The sequence below is a fragment of the Streptococcus oralis genome (genome assembly GCF_023110055.1).
Taxonomy (GTDB): domain Bacteria; phylum Bacillota; class Bacilli; order Lactobacillales; family Streptococcaceae; genus Streptococcus; species Streptococcus oralis_BY.
In genome coordinates this window covers 1,181,682-1,202,469 of record NZ_JALDVG010000001.1, presented here as the reverse complement: position 1 = coordinate 1,202,469, position 20,788 = coordinate 1,181,682, and the positions used below count along the sequence as shown (strand labels likewise).

Genomic DNA, 20,788 nt, shown 5'->3' with positions numbered 1-20,788 from the left:
TAATATAGGATAGGTAATTAGCCAGAAAGGAAACCTATTATGAAAGGTATTATTCTTGCGGGTGGTTCGGGAACGCGCCTGTACCCACTTACTCGAGCTGCGTCAAAACAGCTGATGCCGGTTTATGATAAACCAATGATTTACTATCCTTTGTCAACCTTGATGTTGGCTGGGATTAAGGACATTTTGATCATCTCAACACCACAGGATTTACCCCGTTTTAAGGATCTGCTCTTGGATGGTTCCGAATTTGGAATCAAGCTTTCCTATGCGGAACAGCCAAATCCAGATGGACTTGCTCAGGCTTTTCTAATTGGTGAAGAATTTATCGGCGACGATAGTGTTGCTTTGATCTTGGGCGATAATATCTATCATGGGCCTGGTTTGAGCAAAATGCTTCAAAAGGCAGCTAAGAAAGAGAAGGGTGCGACTGTGTTTGGCTACCAAGTGAAGGATCCAGAGCGTTTTGGTGTGGTCGAGTTTGATACAGACATGAATGCTATTTCCATAGAAGAAAAACCGGAGAATCCTCGCTCTAACTATGCAGTGACAGGTCTTTATTTCTATGACAATGATGTTGTGGAGATTGCCAAACAGATAAAACCGAGTGCTCGTGGCGAGTTGGAAATCACAGATGTTAACAATGCTTATTTGAAGCGTGGAGATCTTTCTGTTGAGGTGATGGGCCGTGGTTTTGCCTGGTTGGATACTGGGACACACGAGAGCTTGTTAGAGGCTTCCCAATATATCGAAACGGTTCAACGAATGCAAAATCTCCAGGTTGCAAATCTGGAAGAAATTGCCTATCGAATGGGTTATATCAGCCGTGAAGATGTACTGGAATTGGCGCAACCTCTTAAGAAGAATGAATACGGACAATACCTGCTCCGTTTGATTGGAGAAATCTAGATGACAGATAATTTTTTCGGCAAAACACTTGCAGTGCGTAAGATTGATGCCATTCCAGGTATGTTAGAGTTTGACATTCCAGTTCATGGAGACAATCGAGGCTGGTTTAAGGAAAATTTTCAGAAAGAAAAGATGCTACCGCTTGGTTTTCCTGAAAGCTTCTTTGTTGAAGGGAAACTGCAAAATAATGTCAGCTTTTCTCGTAAAAATGTTCTTCGAGGCCTCCATGCCGAACCTTGGGACAAGTACATCTCTGTTGCAGATAATGGGAAGGTTCTAGGATCATGGGTTGATTTGCGTGAGGGTGAAACTTTTGGGAATGTTTACCAGACAGAGATTGACGCTAGTAAGGGGATATTTGTCCCTCGTGGCGTGGCCAATGGTTTCCAAGTCCTCTCGGATACAGTTTCTTATAGCTATCTGGTTAATGACTATTGGGCGCTTGAACTCAAACCCAAGTATGCCTTTGTTAACTACGCTGATCCGGCCTTGGGAATTGAGTGGGAAAATCTAGAAGAAGCAGAAGTCTCAGAAGCAGATAAGAACCATCCAATGCTTAAGGACGTGAAGCCCTTGAAAAAAGAAGATTTGTAATAAGGAAATAATATGACTGAATACAAAAACATCATCGTTACAGGTGGAGCTGGTTTTATCGGTTCTAACTTTGTCCACTATGTTTACAATAACTTTCCAGATGTCCATGTGACAGTGCTGGACAAGCTGACTTATGCGGGTAATCGTGCTAATATTGAAGAAATTTTAGGCGACCGCGTTGAGTTGGTCGTTGGAGATATTGCTGATGCAGCCTTGGTAGACAAGTTAGCGACTGAAGCGGATGCCATTGTACACTATGCGGCAGAAAGCCACAATGACAACTCGCTCAATGACCCGAGTCCCTTTATCCACACCAACTTCATTGGAACCTACACACTTTTGGAAGCAGCTCGTAAATACGACCTTCGTTTCCACCATGTCTCAACTGACGAAGTCTATGGGGATCTCCCGCTGCGTGAAGATTTACCAGGTCATGGAGAAGGGCCGGGTGAGAAATTTACGGCTGAAACCAAGTACAATCCAAGTTCGCCTTACTCATCGACTAAGGCGGCTTCAGACTTGATTGTCAAAGCTTGGGTGCGCTCATTTGGTGTCAAAGCGACGATTTCCAACTGTTCCAACAACTATGGTCCTTATCAGCATATTGAGAAGTTCATTCCACGACAAATCACCAATATCTTGAGCGGTATCAAGCCAAAACTCTATGGTGAAGGTAAGAATGTTCGTGACTGGATTCACACCAATGACCATTCATCAGGTGTTTGGACGATTCTGACTAAAGGTCAAATCGGTGAAACCTACTTGATTGGTGCGGATGGTGAGAAGAACAATAAAGAAGTGCTGGAACTCATTCTCAAGGAAATGGGACAGCCAGCTGATGCTTATGACCATGTGACGGACCGTGCGGGTCACGACCTTCGCTATGCCATTGATGCCAGCAAGCTTCGTGATGAACTAGGGTGGAAGCCAGAGTTTACCAATTTTGAAGCAGGTCTCAAAGAGACCATCAAATGGTATACAGACAACCAAGACTGGTGGAAATCTGAAAAAGAAGCGGTAGAGGCTAACTATGCTAAAACGCAACAAGTGATTAACTAATCAGATACTAAAAAGCAAGAGACCTCATGGTCTCTTGCTTTTTATGTATGTCGTAATCTTTTATTTTCTTACTTCTTGTTTATAAAACTCTTTAAGGGCATCTTGCCAGGTTGGAATGACGAAACCTGTCGCCTTTGCTTTTGTCAGGCTCATAGTTGAGTTGAGAGGTCGTTTGGCCTTGGCAGGAAACTTGCTGGAGTCTACAGGGATTACTTCGACATCACTGTCTTTAAGAATCTCGACAGCAAAGTCGTACCAAGTAGTGTCTTCAACTGCGTCGTTTGACAAATGGTAGTAGCCAAATGCTTTTTGATTTTCAGTCAAGTAGGTCATAAACTCAGCCAAGGTTCGTGTCCAGGTTGGGCGGCCGTGTTGGTCGTTGACAACAGTGAGAGTTTTATGGGTTTTAGCAAGATTTTGCATTGTAAAGACAAAGTTCTTGCCATAATTTCCAAAGACCCAAGCAGTCCGGATAATGTAATGCTGTGACGTAAGATTTTCAACAAGTTCCTCCCCCATTCGCTTGGTACGCCCGTACTCTGTCTGCGGATCAGGTAGGTCATCGACTTCCCACTCTTGTCCTACTGGTTTTTTCCCATCAAAGACATAGTCTGTCGAGATATAGACCAGAGTAGCTCCGTATTTCTCAGAGGCCTTGGCTACATTTTCAGTTCCAGTTACGTTGATGGCAAAATCCAGTTCTTTCCCCTCGTCTTCTGCCGCATCAACAGCAGTATAAGCTGCACAATGATAGACCAGAGTTGGATTAATCTCGGCAAAGACTTTCTCAACCATTTCAGCATTAGTGATATCCATTTCGGCCACATCCACTGCAACATAGTCCACATTTCGTTCATCTAGTAAATAACGTAGTTCGGTACCGAGTTGACCATTTGCACCTGTAATTAATATCATTGTCTTCTCCTTAACTTTTCTTCTATCTAATCATAGCAAAAAAATGATAAAAAATCTGATTTTCGGCCCTTGTTTTGCTGGTTTAAGATATAAAAATATAGTATTAGAGAATCATAATTTTATAATAGAAAACTTATTTTTCAGAATTTACCAAAGTAATTCAAAAATTCTGAAAATTTTATTGACATGTTTCTGAAAAGGGACTATAATGGGGTGAAAGTTTTAAAGGAGAAAACAATGAAAAGTTCAAAACTACTTGCCCTTGCGGGTGTGACGTTATTGGCAGCTGCGACTCTTGCGGCCTGCTCTGGATCAAGTTCAAATGCTAAAGGTGAGAAAACATTCTCATACATTTACGAAACGGATCCTGATAACCTAAACTATTTGACAACTGGTAAGGCAGCTACAGCAAATATTACTAGCAACGTTATTGATGGCTTACTTGAAAATGACCGCTATGGGAACTTTGTACCATCTATGGCTGAGGATTGGTCTGTATCTAAGGATGGATTGACTTACACGTATACACTCCGAAAGGATGCAAAATGGTATACATCTGAAGGTGAGGAGTATGCAGAAGTTAAAGCTCAAGACTTTGTAACTGGTCTTAAGTATGCTGCTGATAAGAAATCAGATGGTCTTTACCTGGTTCAGGAATCTATCAAGGGATTGGATGCCTATGTCAAAGGAGAAATTACAGATTTTTCTCAAGTAGGAATCAAAGCTCTTGATGATTATACCGTTCAATACACATTGAACAAGCCAGAAAGTTTCTGGAATTCTAAGACAACAATGGGTGTTCTGGCTCCTGTTAATGAAGAATTTTTGAACTCTAAAGGGGATGACTTTGCTAAAGGTACGGACCCAAGCAGTATTCTCTATAATGGACCATTCTTACTCAAATCAATCGTAGCCAAATCATCAGTCGAATTCGAAAAGAATCCAAACTATTGGGATAAAGACAATGTCCATCTTGATAAAGTGAAATTATCCTTCTGGGATGGTCAAGATACTAATAAGCCAACTGAAGCTTTCAAAGACGGTAGCTTTACAATGGCTCGTCTCTTCCCAACAAGTGCTAGTTACTCAGAGACTGAAAAAACATTCAAAGACAATATCGTTTATACCCAACAAGATTCTACTACTTATTTAGTAGGCACAAATATCGATCGTCAGTCTTATAAGTACACTTCTAAGACAACAGATGAGGAAAAAACATCAACCAAGAAGGCCCTTTTGAATAAGGACTTCCGTCAAGCTATTGCATTTGGTTTTGACAGAACAGCCTACGCTTCTCAAGTAAATGGTGCAAGTGGAGCTACTAAACTGCTTCGTAACTTATTTGTTCCCCCTACATTTGTACAGGCAGATGGGAAAAACTTTGGGGAATTAGTTAAGGAAAAATTGGTGACCTATGGAGACGAGTGGAGCAACGTAAACTTGGATGATGCCCAAGATGGACTCTATAATCCTGACAAAGCTAAAGCAGAGTTCGCTAAAGCTAAGGCGGCCCTTCAAGCGGAAGGTGTGAAATTCCCAATCCACTTGGATATGCCTGTAGATCAAACAAATACAACAAAAGTTCAACGTGTTCAATCTTTTAAACAGTCAGTTGAAGAAAATCTAGGATCAGATAATGTGGTTATCGACATCCAACAGCTCCAAAAAGATGATGTTCAAAACATTACCTACTTCGCTGAAACTGCGGCTGGAGAAGACTGGGATATCTCAGATAACGTGGGTTGGTCTCCAGACTATATCGATCCATCTACTTATCTTGATATTATCAAGCCTTCTGTAGGAGAAAACACGAAAACATATCTAGGATTTGATTCTGGGACAAACAACGCTGCGGCTAAGCAAGTTGGTTTAGAAGATTACGAAAAAATGGTTGTGGAAGCTGGTGAAGAAACCACTGATGTTTCAAAACGTTATGAGAAATATGCTGCTGCCCAAGCTTGGTTGACAGACAGTGCCTTGCTCATTCCAACAACTTCTCAAACTGGTCGTCCAATGTTGTCTAAGATGGTACCATTTACACTTCCATTTGCATACTCTGGTAACAAGGGTATGAGTGAAGCCCTTTTGTACAAATATCTAGAAGTACAAGATAAAGCCGTGACAACAGACGAATACCAAAAAGCTCAAGAAAAATGGTTAAAAGAAAAAGAAGAGTCAAATAAAAAGGCCCAAGAAGAACTCGCAAACCATGTGAAATAACTTTAAAAAAGTAAAGGATTTAGCCATCGGCATGATGGTTAAGTCCTTTTTTATCTTGGTATAAGTCCCTGAATGATTAGAGATAGGATTTTTCAGAAAAGAGAAAATTTTAGTGAATTTTACCTATTTCCTATTGCTTTCTGCCTTTTTATTTGTTATATTAAAAGTACAATTAATTTTTATTTATAACAGTTAAGCAGAGCACTTTCAGAGAAAGGAGTATTTTTTAAAAAAGAAATGTAAACGCTTACTGGAAAATGAAAGGATTTAGGAGTTCATGGATAAACGATTTTTTGAAAAACGCTGTAAGTTCAGTATTCGTAAGTTTACGCTTGGAGTAGCTTCGGTAATGATTGGGGCGACTTTCTTTGCTGCTGCTCCAGTCTTAGCAGATCAAGCAAGAGTTGGTTCAACAGATAATTTGCCGAGTGAACTAGCTGATTTGGATAAGAAGGCTAGTGATGAGGGGCACGATTTTGACAAGGAAGCTGCCGCTCAGAATCCTGGTTCAGCTGAGACTACTGAAGGCCCACAAACAGAAGAAGAGTTGTTGGCTCAAGAAAAAGAAAAGTCTGAAAAGCCAAGCAATCTGCCAAAAGAATTAGAAGATAAGTTGGAGAAAGCTGAAGACAATGGGCGCGAAGTTAACAAGGATCAATTGGCCCAAGATACTGGCAAGCTCGTCCCAGAAGATGTGGCTAAGACTACCAATGGGGAATTAAACTATGGCGCGACTGTTAAGATCAAGACGCCATCAGGAGAAGGTAGCGGTATTGTCGTTGCTAAAGACCTTGTCTTGACGGTTTCTCACAACTTTATCAAGGATAGCCAAGACGGCAATATCCGTAAGGTTGTGGATAATGACCAAGGGGATGGAGATATCTATAGCATCTCATATCCAGGATTGCCAGATGTCAAGTTTAGCAAGAAAGATATTATTCATTGGGATCGTGAAGGCTACCTGAAAGGCTTCAAAAATGATTTGGCCCTAGTGAGATTGCGTACAGTTCTCGAAAATACGCCTGTTGAAGTAACTAAAAAGCCAGTTGTTAAGAAAATTGGAGATAAACTCCATGTCTTTGGTTATCCAGAAGGAAAATTGAATCCGATTGTCAATACTACAGTTGATTTTGCGGAACCATACGGAGAAGGTGTCCAAGGAATTGGTTACCAAGGAGGAAAACCGGGTGCTAGTGGCGGCGGTGTCTTTGATACAGAAGGCAAACTAGTCGGTGTTCACCAAAATGGTGTAGTTGGAAAACGGAGTGGAGGCATTCTCTTCTCACCAGCTCAACTAAAATGGATTCAAGACCACATACAGGGAATTTCAAGTGTGAAACCAGCAGACTTGGAAGAGAAAGAGAAACCGGCTGAAGAAAAACCAAAAGAGGATAAACCTGCAGCTGCTAAACCTGAAACACCTAAGACAGTAACTCCTGAATGGCAAACAGTAGCGAATAAAGAGCAACAAGGAACCGTCACTATTCGTGAAGAAAAAGGTGTTCGCTACAATCAATTGTCTTCAACTGCACAGAACGACAATGGCGATAAACCAGCCTTGTTTGAAAAACAAGGATTGACAGTTGATGCTAATGGAAATGCGACGGTTGATTTAACCTTCAAAGATGATTCTGAAAAAGGCAAATCACGCTTTGGTGTCTTCTTGAAATTTAAAGATACCAAGAACAATGTTTTTGTTGGTTATGACAAGGACGGCTGGTTCTGGGAGTATAAATCTCCAACCGATAGCACCTGGTATAAGGGGGGACGTGTAGCAGCGCCTGAGACAGGATCAATTAACCACCTATCAATTAACCTCAAGTCAGATGGACAACTCAATGCAACGAATAATGATGAGAAACTCTTTGATACGGTCACTTTGCCAGCAGCTGTTAATGAAACTCTCAAAAATGAGAAGAAAATCGTCCTAAAAGCTGGTTCCTATAGCAATGACCGTACGGTTGTCAGCGTTAAAACAGACAATCAAGAAGGTGTAAAAGCGGATGATACTCCTGCCCAGAAAGAAACAGGTCCGGCTGTTGATGATAGCAAGGTGACTTATGATACGATCCAGTCTAAGGTCCTCAAGGCAGTGATTGACCAAGCCTTTCCACGCGTGAAAGAATATACTTTGAATGGGCATACTTTGCCAGGACAGGTGCAACAGTTCAATCAAGTCTTTATCAATAACCACCGAATCACCCCTGAAGTTACTTATAAGAAAATCAATGAGACAACAGCAGAGTATTTGATGAAGCTTCGCGATGATGCTCACTTAATCAATGCGGAAATGACAGTACGCTTGCAAGTTGTGGATAATCAATTACACTTTGATGTGACCAAGATTGTCAACCACAATCAAGTTACTCCAGGTCAAAAGATTGATGACGAAAGAAAATTGCTTTCAACTATTAGTTTCCTTGGTAATGCTTTGGTCTCTGTTTCGAGTGATCAAGCTGGTGCTAAGTTTGATGGGGCAACCATGTCAAACAATACCCATGTCAGCGGGGATGATCATATCGATGTAACCAATCCAATGAAAGATTTGGCTAAGGGTTACATGTATGGATTTGTTTCTACAGATAAGCTTGCTGCAGGTGTTTGGAGCAATTCTCAAAACAGCTATGGTGGTGGTTCGAATGACTGGACTCGTTTGACAGCCTATAAAGAAACAGTTGGAAATGCCAACTATGTCGGAATTCACAGCTCTGAATGGCAATGGGAAAAGGCTTATAAGGGCATTGTCTTCCCAGAATACACCAAGGAACTTCCAAGTGCCAAGGTTGTTATCACCGAAGATGCCAATGCTGACAACAAAGTCGACTGGCAAGATGGTGCCATTGCTTATCGTAGCATCATGAACAACCCTCAAGGTTGGGAAAAAGTTAAGGATATCACTGCTTACCGTATCGCGATGAACTTTGGCTCACAAGCCCAAAACCCATTCCTTATGACCTTGGATGGTATCAAGAAAATCAATCTCCACACAGATGGTCTTGGGCAAGGTGTTCTCCTTAAAGGTTATGGTAGTGAAGGTCATGACTCTGGACACTTGAACTATGCTGATATTGGTAAACGTATTGGTGGTGTTGAAGACTTCAAGACCTTGATCGAAAAAGCGAAGAAATATGGAGCTCATCTTGGTATCCACGTGAACGCTTCTGAGACTTATCCTGAGTCTAAATACTTTAATGAAAATATTCTTCGTAAGAATCCAGATGGAAGCTACAGCTACGGATGGAACTGGCTAGACCAAGGTATCAACATCGATGCTGCTTATGACTTGGCGCATGGACGCTTGGCTCGCTGGGAAGACTTGAAGAAAAAACTGGGTGAAGGTCTCGACTTTATCTATGTGGACGTATGGGGCAATGGTCAATCAGGTGATAACGGTGCCTGGGCTACCCACGTTCTTGCTAAAGAAATCAACAAACAAGGCTGGCGCTTTGCGATTGAGTGGGGTCATGGTGGTGAATACGACTCTACCTTCCAACACTGGGCAGCTGACTTGACCTATGGTGGCTACACTAATAAAGGTATCAACAGTGCCATCACACGCTTTATCCGCAACCACCAAAAAGATTCATGGGTTGGGGACTACAGAAGTTACGGTGGTGCAGCCAACTACCCACTTCTAGGTGGCTACAGCATGAAAGACTTTGAAGGCTGGCAAGGAAGAAGCGACTACAATGGCTATGTAACCAACTTATTTGCCCATGATGTCATGACTAAGTACTTCCAACACTTCACTGTAAGTAAATGGGAAAATGGTACACCAGTTACCATGTCTGATAACGGTAGCACCTATAAATGGACTCCTGAAATGAAGGTTGAGCTAGTTGATGCAGCAGGTAACAAGGTTGTTGTGACTCGTAAGTCAAATGATGTCAATAGCCCGCAGTACCGCGAACGTACAGTAACGCTTAACGGACGTGTCATCCAAGATGGTTCAGCTTACTTGACTCCTTGGAACTGGGATGCAAATGGTAAGAAACTTCCTACTGATAAGGAAAAGATGTACTACTTTAATACGCAGGCCGGTGCAACAACTTGGACCCTTCCAAGCGATTGGGCAAATAGCAAGGTTTACCTTTACAAGCTAACTGACCAAGGTAAGACAGAAGAGCAAGAACTAACTGTAAAAGATGGCAAGATTACCCTAGACCTTCTAGCAAATCAACCATACGTTCTCTACCGTTCAAAACAAACCAATCCTGAAATGTCATGGAGCGAAGGCATGCATATCTATGACCAAGGATTTAACAGCGGAACCTTGAAACATTGGACCATTTCTGGTGATGCTTCTAAGGCAGAAATTGTCAAATCACAGGGCGCAAATGAAATGCTTCGTATCCAAGGCAATAAGAGCAAGGTCAGCCTTACTCAGAAACTGACTGGCTTGAAACCAAATACCAAGTATGCGGTTTATGTCGGTGTTGATAACCGTAGTAATGCTAAGGCAAGTATCACAGTGAATACTGGCGAAAAAGAAGTGACTACTTATACCAATAAGTCTCTCGCTCTCAACTATATCAAAGCTTATGCTCATAACAATCGTCGTGAAAATGCTACGGTTGATGATACAAGTTACTTCCAAAATATGTACGCCTTCTTTACAACTGGATCTGACGTATCAAATGTTACTTTGACATTGAGTCGTGAAGCTGGTGATGAAGCAACATACTTTGATGAAATTCGTACCTTTGAAAACAATTCAAGCATGTACGGAGACAAGCATGATACAGGTCAAGGAACCTTCAAACAAGACTTTGAAAATGTAGCTCAAGGTATCTTCCCATTTGTAGTAGGTGGTGTCGAAGGTGTCGAAGACAACCGCACTCACTTGTCTGAAAAACACGATCCATATACACAGCGTGGTTGGAACGGTAAGAAAGTTGATGATGTTATCGAAGGAAATTGGTCATTGAAGACCAATGGGCTAGTGAGCCGTCGTAACTTGGTTTACCAAACTATCCCACAAAACTTCCGCTTTGAGGCAGGTAAGACCTACCGTGTAACCTTTGAATACGAAGCAGGATCAGACAATACCTATGCCTTTGTAGTCGGTAAGGGAGAATTCCAGTCAGGTCGTCGTGGTAGTCAAGCAAGCAACTTGGAAATGCATGAATTGCCAAATACTTGGACAGATTCTAAGAAAGCCAAGAAAGTAACCTTCCTCGTGACAGGTGCAGAAACAGGCGATACTTGGGTAGGTATCTACTCAACTGGAAACGCAAGCAATACTCATGGAGATGCTGGCGGAAATGCCAACTTCCGTGGTTATAACGACTTCATGATGGATAATCTTCAAATCGAAGAAATTACCCTAACAGGTAAGATGCTGACAGAAAATGCTCTCAAGAACTACTTGCCAACGGTTGCCATGACTAACTACACGAAAGAGTCTATGGATGCTTTGAAAGAGGCGGTCTTTAACCTCAGTCAGGCAGATGATGACATTAGCGTGGAAGAAGCGCGTGCAGAGATTGCCAAGATTGAAGCTTTGAAGAATGCTTTAGTTCAGAAGAAGACAGCCTTGGTAGCAGAAGACTTTGAAAGTTTGGATGCGCCAGCTCAACCAGGTGAAGGTCTTGAGAATGCCTTTGATGGTAATGTGTCTAGTCTATGGCATACATCTTGGAATGGAGGAGATGTAGGCAAGCCTGCAACCATGGTCTTGAAAGAACCAACTGAAATCACAGGCCTTCGTTATGTTCCACGTGCCTCTGATTCAAATGGAAACTTGCGTGATGTGAAACTGGTTGTCACAGATGAGTCTGGTAAGGAACATACCTTCACAGTGACAGATTGGCCAAATAACAACAAGCCAAAAGACATTGACTTTGGCAAGACAATCAAGGCTAAGAAAATCGTCCTTACTGGTACCAAGACTTACGGAGATGGTGGCGATAAATACCAATCTGCAGCGGAACTTATCTTTACCCGTCCACAAGTAGCAGAGACACCTCTTGACTTGTCAGGCTATGAAGCAGCTTTGGCTAAGGCGCAGAAATTAACAGACAAAGACAATCAAGAGGAAGTAGCTAGCGTTCAGGCAAGCATGAAATATGCGACGGATAACCATCTCTTGACGGAAAGAATGGTTGCCTACTTCGCAGACTATCTCAACCAATTAAAAGATTCTGCTACGAAACCAGACGCTCCAACAAGTAGCAAGGGAGAAGAACAACCACCAGTTCTTGATGTACCTGAGTTCAAAGGCGGCGTCAATGCAACAGAAGCAGCTGTACATGAGGTTCCTGAGTTCAAGGGCGGCGTTAATGCGGTCCAAGCCTTGGTTCACGAATTACCAGAATACAAAGGTGGAGCCAATGCGGTTCTAGCAGCTGCAAATGAAGTTCCAGAGTACAAAGGTGGAGCCAATGCAGTTGAGGCCTTGGTGAATGAAAAGCCAGCCTACACAGGTGTATTGGCTACAGCTGGAGATCAAGCAGCTCCAACTGTTGAAAAACCTGAGTACCCGCTCACTCCAAGTCCAGTAGCTGATACCAAAACTCCGGGAGCTAAAGATGAAGAAAAACTACCTGCTACAGGAGAGCACAGCTCAGAAGTAGCCCTCTTCTTAGCAAGTGTGAGCATCGCTTTATCTGCTGCGGTTCTTGCGACAAAACGTAAAGAAGAGTAATGAGATTTGATTTCAGCAGTTCAAAGCAACTCGAATCAAAAAGGAACAAACAGCCGGAGAGGACCTCTTGGTTCTCTCCTTTTTCAAAGGAGAAATGATACCGCTTACTCATGTATGCGGATGAAAGGAATAGGAGAAAGATGGATAGACATTTTTTTGAGAAACGCTGTCACTATAGTATAAGAAAATTTGCAATCGGTGCAGCCTCCGTTATGATTGGTGCTAGTATCTTTGGCGCCAATATGGTTCAGGCGGCAGAAACAGCAACACCTTCAGAGGCAGAGGGAAGTATCACTCATGTTCAAGCTCTGGATAAGTTACCAGATGATTTAGTCGCTGCGCTTGAAAAGGCGGATGCAGAAGCTGCAACAGAAGCAAGTCATGAAGAAACTCCAGCGACAGATGAGGGAACCAATCTTGCAGCAAGTGAAGAGGCAAAACCAGAGACAAGTCCTGCAAGTCCCAAGCCAGCAGAAACGCTGAAACCGGTTGAAACACCAAAGGCAGACAATAAACCAGCTGAAACCACTACACCAGCAGTAAAACCAGCTGAAAAGACAATCGAAGATAGAGAAGATGTCAACCATCTCGAGGGTGCTACTGCTCAGGCGAGCAACCATGAGACTGGTACCAACTTTACTGCAGATAAGGCTATCGATGGAGATGACAATACCCGTTGGGCTACAGATAGAGATGCAGTAAAACCAACTTTTGAATTAACTCTTCCAAAAACTACCCTCATCAAGCATGTAGAAATTGACTGGGATCGTCGTCTTCGTAATGGGCAAAATGACCCTAATATCAAATCTTGGAGTCTCTATTACGCAGGCCAAGAAGACGTGGGCGCTAACGGAGAAAAACAATGGAAACTCGCTCATACCAAGACTGGAGAACCTGTTTTAGATGAGAAAGTTGACCTAGCTGAAAGTATCAAAGCTAAGTATCTTAAGTTAGAAATTAACGACTACCAAGCTGGTACAATGAACTGGAGAAACGTTGGTATCCAAGAAATTCGAGCTTATTCGAATATTCCTGATACAAGTAAGGTAACGGATATCCGCCAAGTAACCGAACTAACAGTAGCAGAAGATGGACAGTCTCTTGTCTTACCAACTTTACCAGGGAAAGTTAGCCTTATCGGAAGCAACAAGCAAGGTGTGATTGACCTTCAAAATCACATCCATAAACCTCTAACAGATCAACGCGTCAAGGTCATGGTCCAACAAATCAGAGACAGTCATACTTTCACTAAGGAATTTGAAGTAGTCATCAAGGGTCTACATCAGAACGAGGGTGTAGGTGTCAAACCAAAAGTAGCACCAGCTGTTCAACAATGGTATGGGAAAGAAGGCCAATCTTCTATCACTTCAGATACAGTCCTTGCGACAGGTGATTCTGGCTTTGATCAGGCAGCAACCTTCTACCAGTCAGACCTTGCTAGCCGTGGATTGGAACTAGCAACAGGTGACAAGCAAGCTCAAAAACGAATCGAATTTAAAAAGGTTGAAAACAAAGGTTATGGCAAGGAAGGCTATGGCATCACTATCCAAGATGATGTGATTACCATCGAAGCTGCCACAAACACAGGAGCCTTCTACGCCACTCGGACTCTTCTTCAAATGGGAGAAAGTAACCTCCAAAATGGCGAAATTCGCGATTTCCCAAGTTTCAGCCACCGTGGCTTTATGCTAGATACAGGTCGTAAATTTATCCCTTATGACACTCTTGTAGACATCATGCTCAACATGGCTTACTACAAGATGAACGACTTGCAGTTGCACCTCAACGATAACTATATCTTCCTAAAGGAACACTTGGCAGGTAAGAATTTAAGTCCAGAAGAACAACTCAAGTATGTACTTGAACACGCTAAGACTGGTTTCCGTGTGGAGACAGACATTGTCGGTAAGAATGATCAAAAATTGACTTCAGATGAGCATTATACCAAGGAAGAAATGCAAAATCTGATTAAACTTGCCAAGGCCTTGCATATCAATCTAGTGCCAGAAATTGACACACCAGGTCATGCACTATCATTTGTCAAAGTCCGCCCAGACCTCATGTATCAAGGTAGTCTGAGCGATTATGCAGGCAAGCACAATGTCGAGCGCGTAGCCATGCTAGACTTGGATAACAAGTACGAAGAAACTCTTAAATTTGTCAAATCCGTTTATGACAAACTCCTCGATGGTCCAGATGCACCACTTCATGGGGTATCAACTGTTCATATCGGAACGGATGAATACTATGGTAGCAGAGAAAGTTACCGTCGCTATGTCAATGACCTTATCAAATACATTAAAGGAAAAGGCTATACCCCTCGTATCTGGGGTTCGCTCAGTGCGAAACGTGGGAACACTCCTGTTGATTGGAACGGAGTAGAAGTTGATATCTGGAGCATTGGCTGGCAACGACCAAATGAAGCCATTGCTCAGGGAGCTAAGATTATCAACATCACGGATGTGCCGACATATAGTGTCCCAAGTGGAAGCAATAGTCAAGCAGCCTACGGGGACTATGCAAACTACGAACGCCAGTACAACAGCTGGACACCGAACGATTTTAGAACGGGAGGAGGTCCACTTCTACCAGCTTCTCATCCAAGTATCCTTGGTGGTGGGCACGCAGTTTGGAATGACAATATCGACCTTCATGAGACAGGTTTGACCTCTTATGATATCTTTAAACGCTTCTTCAAGAGCATGCAAACTACTGCGGAGCGGACTTGGGGATCTGACCGTGCAGCTGCGACCTTTGCAGAACGCACCCTACCAACAAGCCCTTATGCGCCACAGTCAAATCCTGATAAAGAGATTGATCAAAGCGACTTGTTTACCATCAATTCTGAAACCGTCAAGAACTATGCAAGCAAGAAGGTGAAGACAAGCGAGCAAGGATTGGCATTTGAGAAAGACAGCAGCATCGAAGGCTTGGCTGGTGATGTTGGTCCAAGTCATGTCTTGAAGTTTGATGTGACTGTCACTGGTGACGGTGAACAAACCTTCTCAACAAGTGGGGACAACCGTATCTATCTAACTGATAAAGACGGCTATCTTGCTTATCAATTTGAACAGTTCCATATCCAATTCAAGAAGAAACTTGAAAAGAACAAACGCTATCAAATCTCTATTGTGACCAAACCACAATCAACGGAAGTCTATGTGGATGGTGAGAAGATTGAGCGTATCGCAAATCCAGAATACCCTCGCTTTGCCCACAATAGCTTGGTTCTACCGCTTGAAAGCATCGGTGGTTTCAAAGGAATATTGCATAGTGCAGAGTTGTCAGACAAACCATTTGTAAATCCTCGCTTGATTTCAAATGATAAGATTACAGCAACCGCAAGCAGTCAGCAACTTCCAGGAAACGCGACTGAAGGCGCTGTTGAAAAGGCCTTTGACAATAATCCAAATACCTTCTGGCATACTAAGTGGACTGGTGACACTGCGCCATACACTCTTACTATGACCTTGAAAGAAGCAGAAAAAGTCAATGGTTTGACTTATCTCCCACGTCCAGGTGGTGGAAATGGTGTCGTGACCCGCTACGAAATCTACGCACAAAAAGATGGCCAAATGGTCAAGGTTTCAGAAGGAAGCTGGGACAACAACGCCCAAGAAAAAACAGTCAACTTTGCGGCGGTAGATACCAACAAGATTGAGTTGAAAGTATTGGAAGGCGTTGGTGGTTTTGCAAGTGCAGCTGAAGTTCATCTATTGAAACCTGTCAAAGAAGAGCAAGAAACGACTACACCAAGTCAACCAGAAAAACCAACTACACCAGAAAAACCAAAAGTAGACCAAACCGGTGATGGAACAGTTGAATTGGCGGATCAATTCACTGCAAGCAAACCAGCTAGCGAAGACAGCATTGCAGCTGCTAGCAAGAGCAATGACTATCTCAAGAAAGAGTACAAGGTCTTCCCAACGCCACAAAAAGTGACTTATGGAGAAGGAGTCACAGCCCTTCGTAAGCAAGTCAATCTGGTTATGGGCGATCAACTCGATATCTATACTCGCAATCGCTTGAAGAGTGTTTTGCAGGACAATCAAGTATCTTATACAACTGGTAAGGCGGCAATCGCTGGCGCAACCAATATCTATCTTGGAGTGCATGGACAAGGTTCACAAGCAGAGCAAAACTTGTCCAATGTTTCAGCAGGTCTCTTTGACAAGATCGACGCCTATGTCTTGAGCATCAAGGATAATTCGATTTCCATCGTCGGAAAAGACACAGATGCAGTCTTCTATGGTTTGACAACTTTGAAACACATGCTCAAGGAAAGCCAAGTACCAGTCCTTCGTAATGTAACAGTAGAAGATTACGCAGAGCTCAAGAACCGTGGTTTCATCGAAGGATACTATGGAAATCCATGGTCGAATGCCGATCGTGCAGAGCTCATGCGTTATGGTGGCGATTTGAAATTGAACCAATACTTCTTTGCACCAAAAGATGATCCATACCATAACAAGAAATGGCGCGAACTCTATCCAGAAGAAAAACTAGCTGAAATCCGTGAACTTGCTCGTGTCGGAAATCAAAGTAAAACACGCTATGTCTGGACTATCCATCCATTCATGAACAACCGCATCCGCTTTGGCAATGAAGCGCATTACCAAGAAGATTTGGCAACCATCAAGGCCAAATTTACCCAGTTGATGAAAGTGGGTGTCCGCGAATTTGGTATCCTTGCAGATGATGCACCAAGCCCAGTCGGAGGCTACAATAGCTACAACCGCTTGATGCAAGATATGACCAAGTGGTTGAGTGAAATGCAGGGAACTTACAGCGGTCTTCGTAAAGAAATGATCTTTGTTCCTGGCCAGTATTGGGGTAATGGACGTGAGGATGAGTTGAAATCCCTCAATGAAAATCTCCCAAGTTCAACATCCATGACCTTGACGGGTGGTAAGATTTGGGGTGAAGTCTCTGAAAGCTTCCTTTCAACTCTCAAGAACAATCTATCCGCAGGTGGCAAGACCTATCGCCCAGTTTCACTTTGGATTAACTGGCCTGTAACAGATAACTCTAAACAACATTTAATTCTAGGTGGTGGTGAGAAATTCCTTCATCCAAACGTGGATCCAGGTTTGCTATCGGGTATCATGTTGAACCCAATGCAACAGTCTGAACCATCTAAGATTGCCCTCTTTTCAGGAGCTCAATACTCATGGAAACAGTGGAAATCAGAAGAAGAAGCTAAGAAAATCAATGATATTGCCTTCAACTTTGTAGAAAATGGTCATTTTGAAGATAGCAAGGTATCGGCAGCCTTCCGTGAACTTGGTAAGCACATGATCAACCAAAACATGGATAATCGTGTCGTCAAACTAGAAGAATCTGTAGACTTGGCTCCAAAATTGACAGACTTCATGACCAAGCTCAAAGCAGGTCAGGATGTGACTGCCGAACGTACAGCCTTGCGTGCAGAATTTGCCAAAATTAAAGAGGCAGCCGAACTCTATAAAGCATCAGGTGATAAAAAGATGGTTGCCCAAATCCACTATTGGTTGGATAATGCAATCGATCAAATGAATGCTCTCGATGCCTTCCTTACAGGAACAGAAGCTATGGCTACAAACGATGCAGCCAAGCTTTGGGACAGCTACTATAAAGGTTTGAAATTGTACGAACAGTCTCAAACTCACACCTTCCATTATGTAGATCATATGGAAAAAGCTGAATTGGGTGTTCAACATATCCGTCCATTTATCCTATCCTTGAAAGAAGTTCTGGCATCTGAAGTTCAAAAAGTCTTGCATCCAGACCAAATCATCAGTACTTTTATTACCAATCGAACAGGTGTAGAAGGTGGTTTAGCAGAAGTAACGGATGGCGATTTGGCAACCCATGCGATTATTAAATCACCAAACAGCATCAAGACAGGTGATTATATTGGTATGAAGTTCAACAAGCCGGTATCAATCCAAACCTTGACCTTTGCAATGGGAACGCAGGCAAATCCACGTGATACCTTTAGTAAGGCAGAAGTGCAGTATCTAGATGAAAATGATAACTGGGTAACCTTGAAAGAGCCAAGCTATGTCGGAAATGAATCCCTACTTAAGTTTGAAAATCTCAATATCAAGGCCAAGGCAGTTCGCATGATTGCGACAGCAGACCGCGAGAACACTTGGTTTGCAGTTCAGGAAATTGCAGTCAACCGTCCAGTTGAAAAAGCTCGTAGCCAACAAGCAACGACAGTTAGTCTAAGCTCAAATCTAGTTTACAAACTAAATACTTCAGCTCGTCAAATCACTGATGGCAAGGACAATACAGAAGCTATGATGGCAAATGCTGACGGTAGCAATACGACACCAGTAGATGCTTGGGCACAACTTGACCTCGGTGAAGTCAAGTCAGTCACTAAAGTTCGTCTTCGTCAAGGAACAGGTGATAAACTTGCAGCAGGTGTGCTTGAGTATTCTACAGACGGTACTACTTGGCAGGAACTCGATCGCTTGTCAGGTGAGCAAACCAAGGAAGTGACTAGAGCAATCAATGCTCGCTACATCCGAGTACGCAATACTAAGGCTCTCGACCTCTGGTGGCGTATCCAAGACTTCTCTGTTGAGACACGCTCTGGAAACAGTGAGTTAACAGACACCAACGTCGACGCCTTGAAGGAAACACCGGTAGTGGATAGCTTGGGACATTATGAACTTCAAATTCCAGCTGGAACCAAACTCCCTGCTCATAGCTATCTAGGTATGAAACTCGACCGTATCCATCAGGTCAAGAGCATCCAGCTCCAAGGCCAAGCCAACCCAGCTCTTAGCCTTGAGTACTCTGCAAATGCTCAAGAATGGCTGCCAGCTAGCCAGTTGACTGATAGATCTGCAGCAAGCCACTTAGTACGTTATGTGCGTCTGGTCAACAAAACAGATCAGGAACAAGCTGTGACAGCCACTTCTCTCCTTGTAACAACCAAAGAAGTGCAACCAACCAAACTAGAATCTACAACTATGGGCATTCATCCAACATACGGAAGCAATGATGTTCGTAAACTAAACAACCTAGATCAATTATTTGATGGTGTTTACAACAACTTTGTTGAGTTTTCAGACTATGCTCGTAAAGATGGTCACGTGACCTTGAAACTTGGCAGCGAACGCACCATCAAGAAGATTAGAGCCTACATCCAAGACGGAACTCAAAACTATCTTCGTGATGGTAAGATTCAAGTCAGCCAAGACGGTAAAACTTGGACTGATGTCGTTACAGTAGGAGATGGTGTGGCCAATAGCACACACGATGATTCATTGACAGATGGTTGGACACATGATTCTAAGATGCCAGGAAATCGCTACATCGAGGGTGAATTGACGACACCAGTCAAAGCCAACTATCTCCGTGTCCTCTATACAGCGGATTATGATGCCCGTTTTGTAGGATTTACAGAATTGGTCATCAACGATGGTGAATTTGTCAAACCAATCAATGATCCAACAGTAGAAGGAAACGGTGGAGAAAGCCAAGGCAACCTCTACAATAATCTTGTAGACGGAAAAGTCTTGACCAGCTACAAGTCTGAAAAAGACAAGGGGGAGTTGGTTTATCACTTGTCTGAACCGACCAATGCTAACCACCTTCGTCTCGTTTCCAGTCTTCCTGAAGGAGCTAAGGCACGTGTTCTTGCTAGAACACTCAAGGATGGTCAAGACAGTTGGACAGACCTCGGTGCCATTACATCCAGTCTCCAAACCTTCGCTATCCGAAATGGTGGCTCTCTTCTAGACGTCAAATTAGTCTGGGAAGGTGGCAAGGCTGAGTTTTATGAATTGGCAAGCTTCCATCAAGAATTAACAGAAGAACCTGTTCAGTCAAGTAAGGGCGAAGAACCAGCACCCGTTCTTGAGGTTCCTGAATTCACAGGTGGTGTCAATGCAGTTGAAGCCCTAGTACATGAACTTCCAGAGTACACAGGCGCATTAGCAACAGTAGGTGACCAAGCTGCTCCAACAGTAGAGAAACCTGAGTTCAAGGGTGGTGTCAATGCAGTTGAAGCCTTGGTACATGAGCTTCCAGAGTACACAGGCGCATTAGCAACAGTAGGCGACCAAGCGGCTCCAACAGTAGAGAAACCTGAGTTCAAGGGCGGTGTCAATGCAGTTGAAGCCTTGGTACATGAGCTTCCAGAGTACACAGGTCCAGTAGCAACAGTAGGCGACCAAGCTGCTCCAATGGTAGAGAAACCTGAGTTTAAACTGAGCTCACTTGCTTCAGATGAAGGTAAGGCACCGGCACCGGAACTAAAACAAGAAGTGACGAAGCGAGAAACAGCTGAACAAAACCTGCCAGCAACAGGTGAGAGTCAATCTGACACAGCCCTCTTCCTAGCAGGTGTTAGCCTAGCCCTATCTGCTCTCTTTGTAGCAAAAACAAAGAAAGACTAGTGTTTAGTAAAACCTCTTAACAAGATTACGAAATCCGTTTCCTATCTTT

General features: G+C 43.1%; 7 protein-coding genes. 6 read left to right on the top strand and 1 reads right to left on the bottom strand.

All coding sequences use genetic code 11. From position 1 onward, the window contains the following. The first annotated feature begins 39 nt into the window (after window positions 1–39). The 3 genes from rfbA to rfbB are packed head-to-tail and all read left to right on the top strand — an operon-like array spanning window position 40 to window position 2,562. Window positions 40–909, top strand: coding sequence for a glucose-1-phosphate thymidylyltransferase RfbA (rfbA, locus tag M1G01_RS05690; protein ID WP_084922108.1), 870 nt, complete (start codon window positions 40–42; stop codon window positions 907–909). Next, window positions 910–1,503 carry a dTDP-4-dehydrorhamnose 3,5-epimerase family protein gene (locus tag M1G01_RS05685; RefSeq protein WP_247931371.1) on the top strand — a complete coding sequence of 198 codons (594 nt, stop codon included), beginning with the start codon at window positions 910–912 and terminating at the stop codon, window positions 1,501–1,503. Window positions 1,504–1,515: 12 nt separating this feature from the next. Then, window positions 1,516–2,562 carry a dTDP-glucose 4,6-dehydratase gene (gene rfbB / locus M1G01_RS05680; protein ID WP_247931370.1) on the top strand — a complete coding sequence of 349 codons (1,047 nt, stop codon included), beginning with the start codon at window positions 1,516–1,518 and terminating at the stop codon, window positions 2,560–2,562. A 60-nt stretch (window positions 2,563–2,622) separates the two neighbouring features. Here rfbB and rfbD read toward each other — a convergent pair whose 3' ends face one another. After that, window positions 2,623–3,477, bottom strand: coding sequence for a dTDP-4-dehydrorhamnose reductase (gene rfbD / locus M1G01_RS05675; protein ID WP_247931369.1), 855 nt, complete (start codon window positions 3,475–3,477; stop codon window positions 2,623–2,625). A 237-nt stretch (window positions 3,478–3,714) separates the two neighbouring features. Between rfbD and M1G01_RS05670 the strand changes: the two genes are divergently transcribed. The 3 genes from M1G01_RS05670 to M1G01_RS05660 all read left to right on the top strand — a co-directional run bounded on the left by M1G01_RS05670 (window position 3,715) and on the right by M1G01_RS05660 (window position 20,739). Beyond that, window positions 3,715–5,697 (top strand): peptide ABC transporter substrate-binding protein, encoded by a 1,983-nt coding sequence (locus M1G01_RS05670; RefSeq protein ID WP_247931368.1) that lies wholly within the window; start codon window positions 3,715–3,717, stop codon window positions 5,695–5,697. Between the two features lie 277 nt (window positions 5,698–5,974). Further along, the gene (locus M1G01_RS05665; RefSeq protein ID WP_247931367.1) at window positions 5,975–12,343 is read left to right on the top strand and encodes a SpGH101 family endo-alpha-N-acetylgalactosaminidase; all 6,369 of its coding nucleotides are present in this window, start codon (window positions 5,975–5,977) and stop codon (window positions 12,341–12,343) included. A gap of 140 nt (window positions 12,344–12,483) precedes the next feature. Then, the gene (locus tag M1G01_RS05660) at window positions 12,484–20,739 is read left to right on the top strand and encodes an SIALI-17 repeat-containing surface protein (RefSeq protein ID WP_247931366.1); all 8,256 of its coding nucleotides are present in this window, start codon (window positions 12,484–12,486) and stop codon (window positions 20,737–20,739) included. Window positions 20,740–20,788 lie beyond the last annotated feature (49 nt).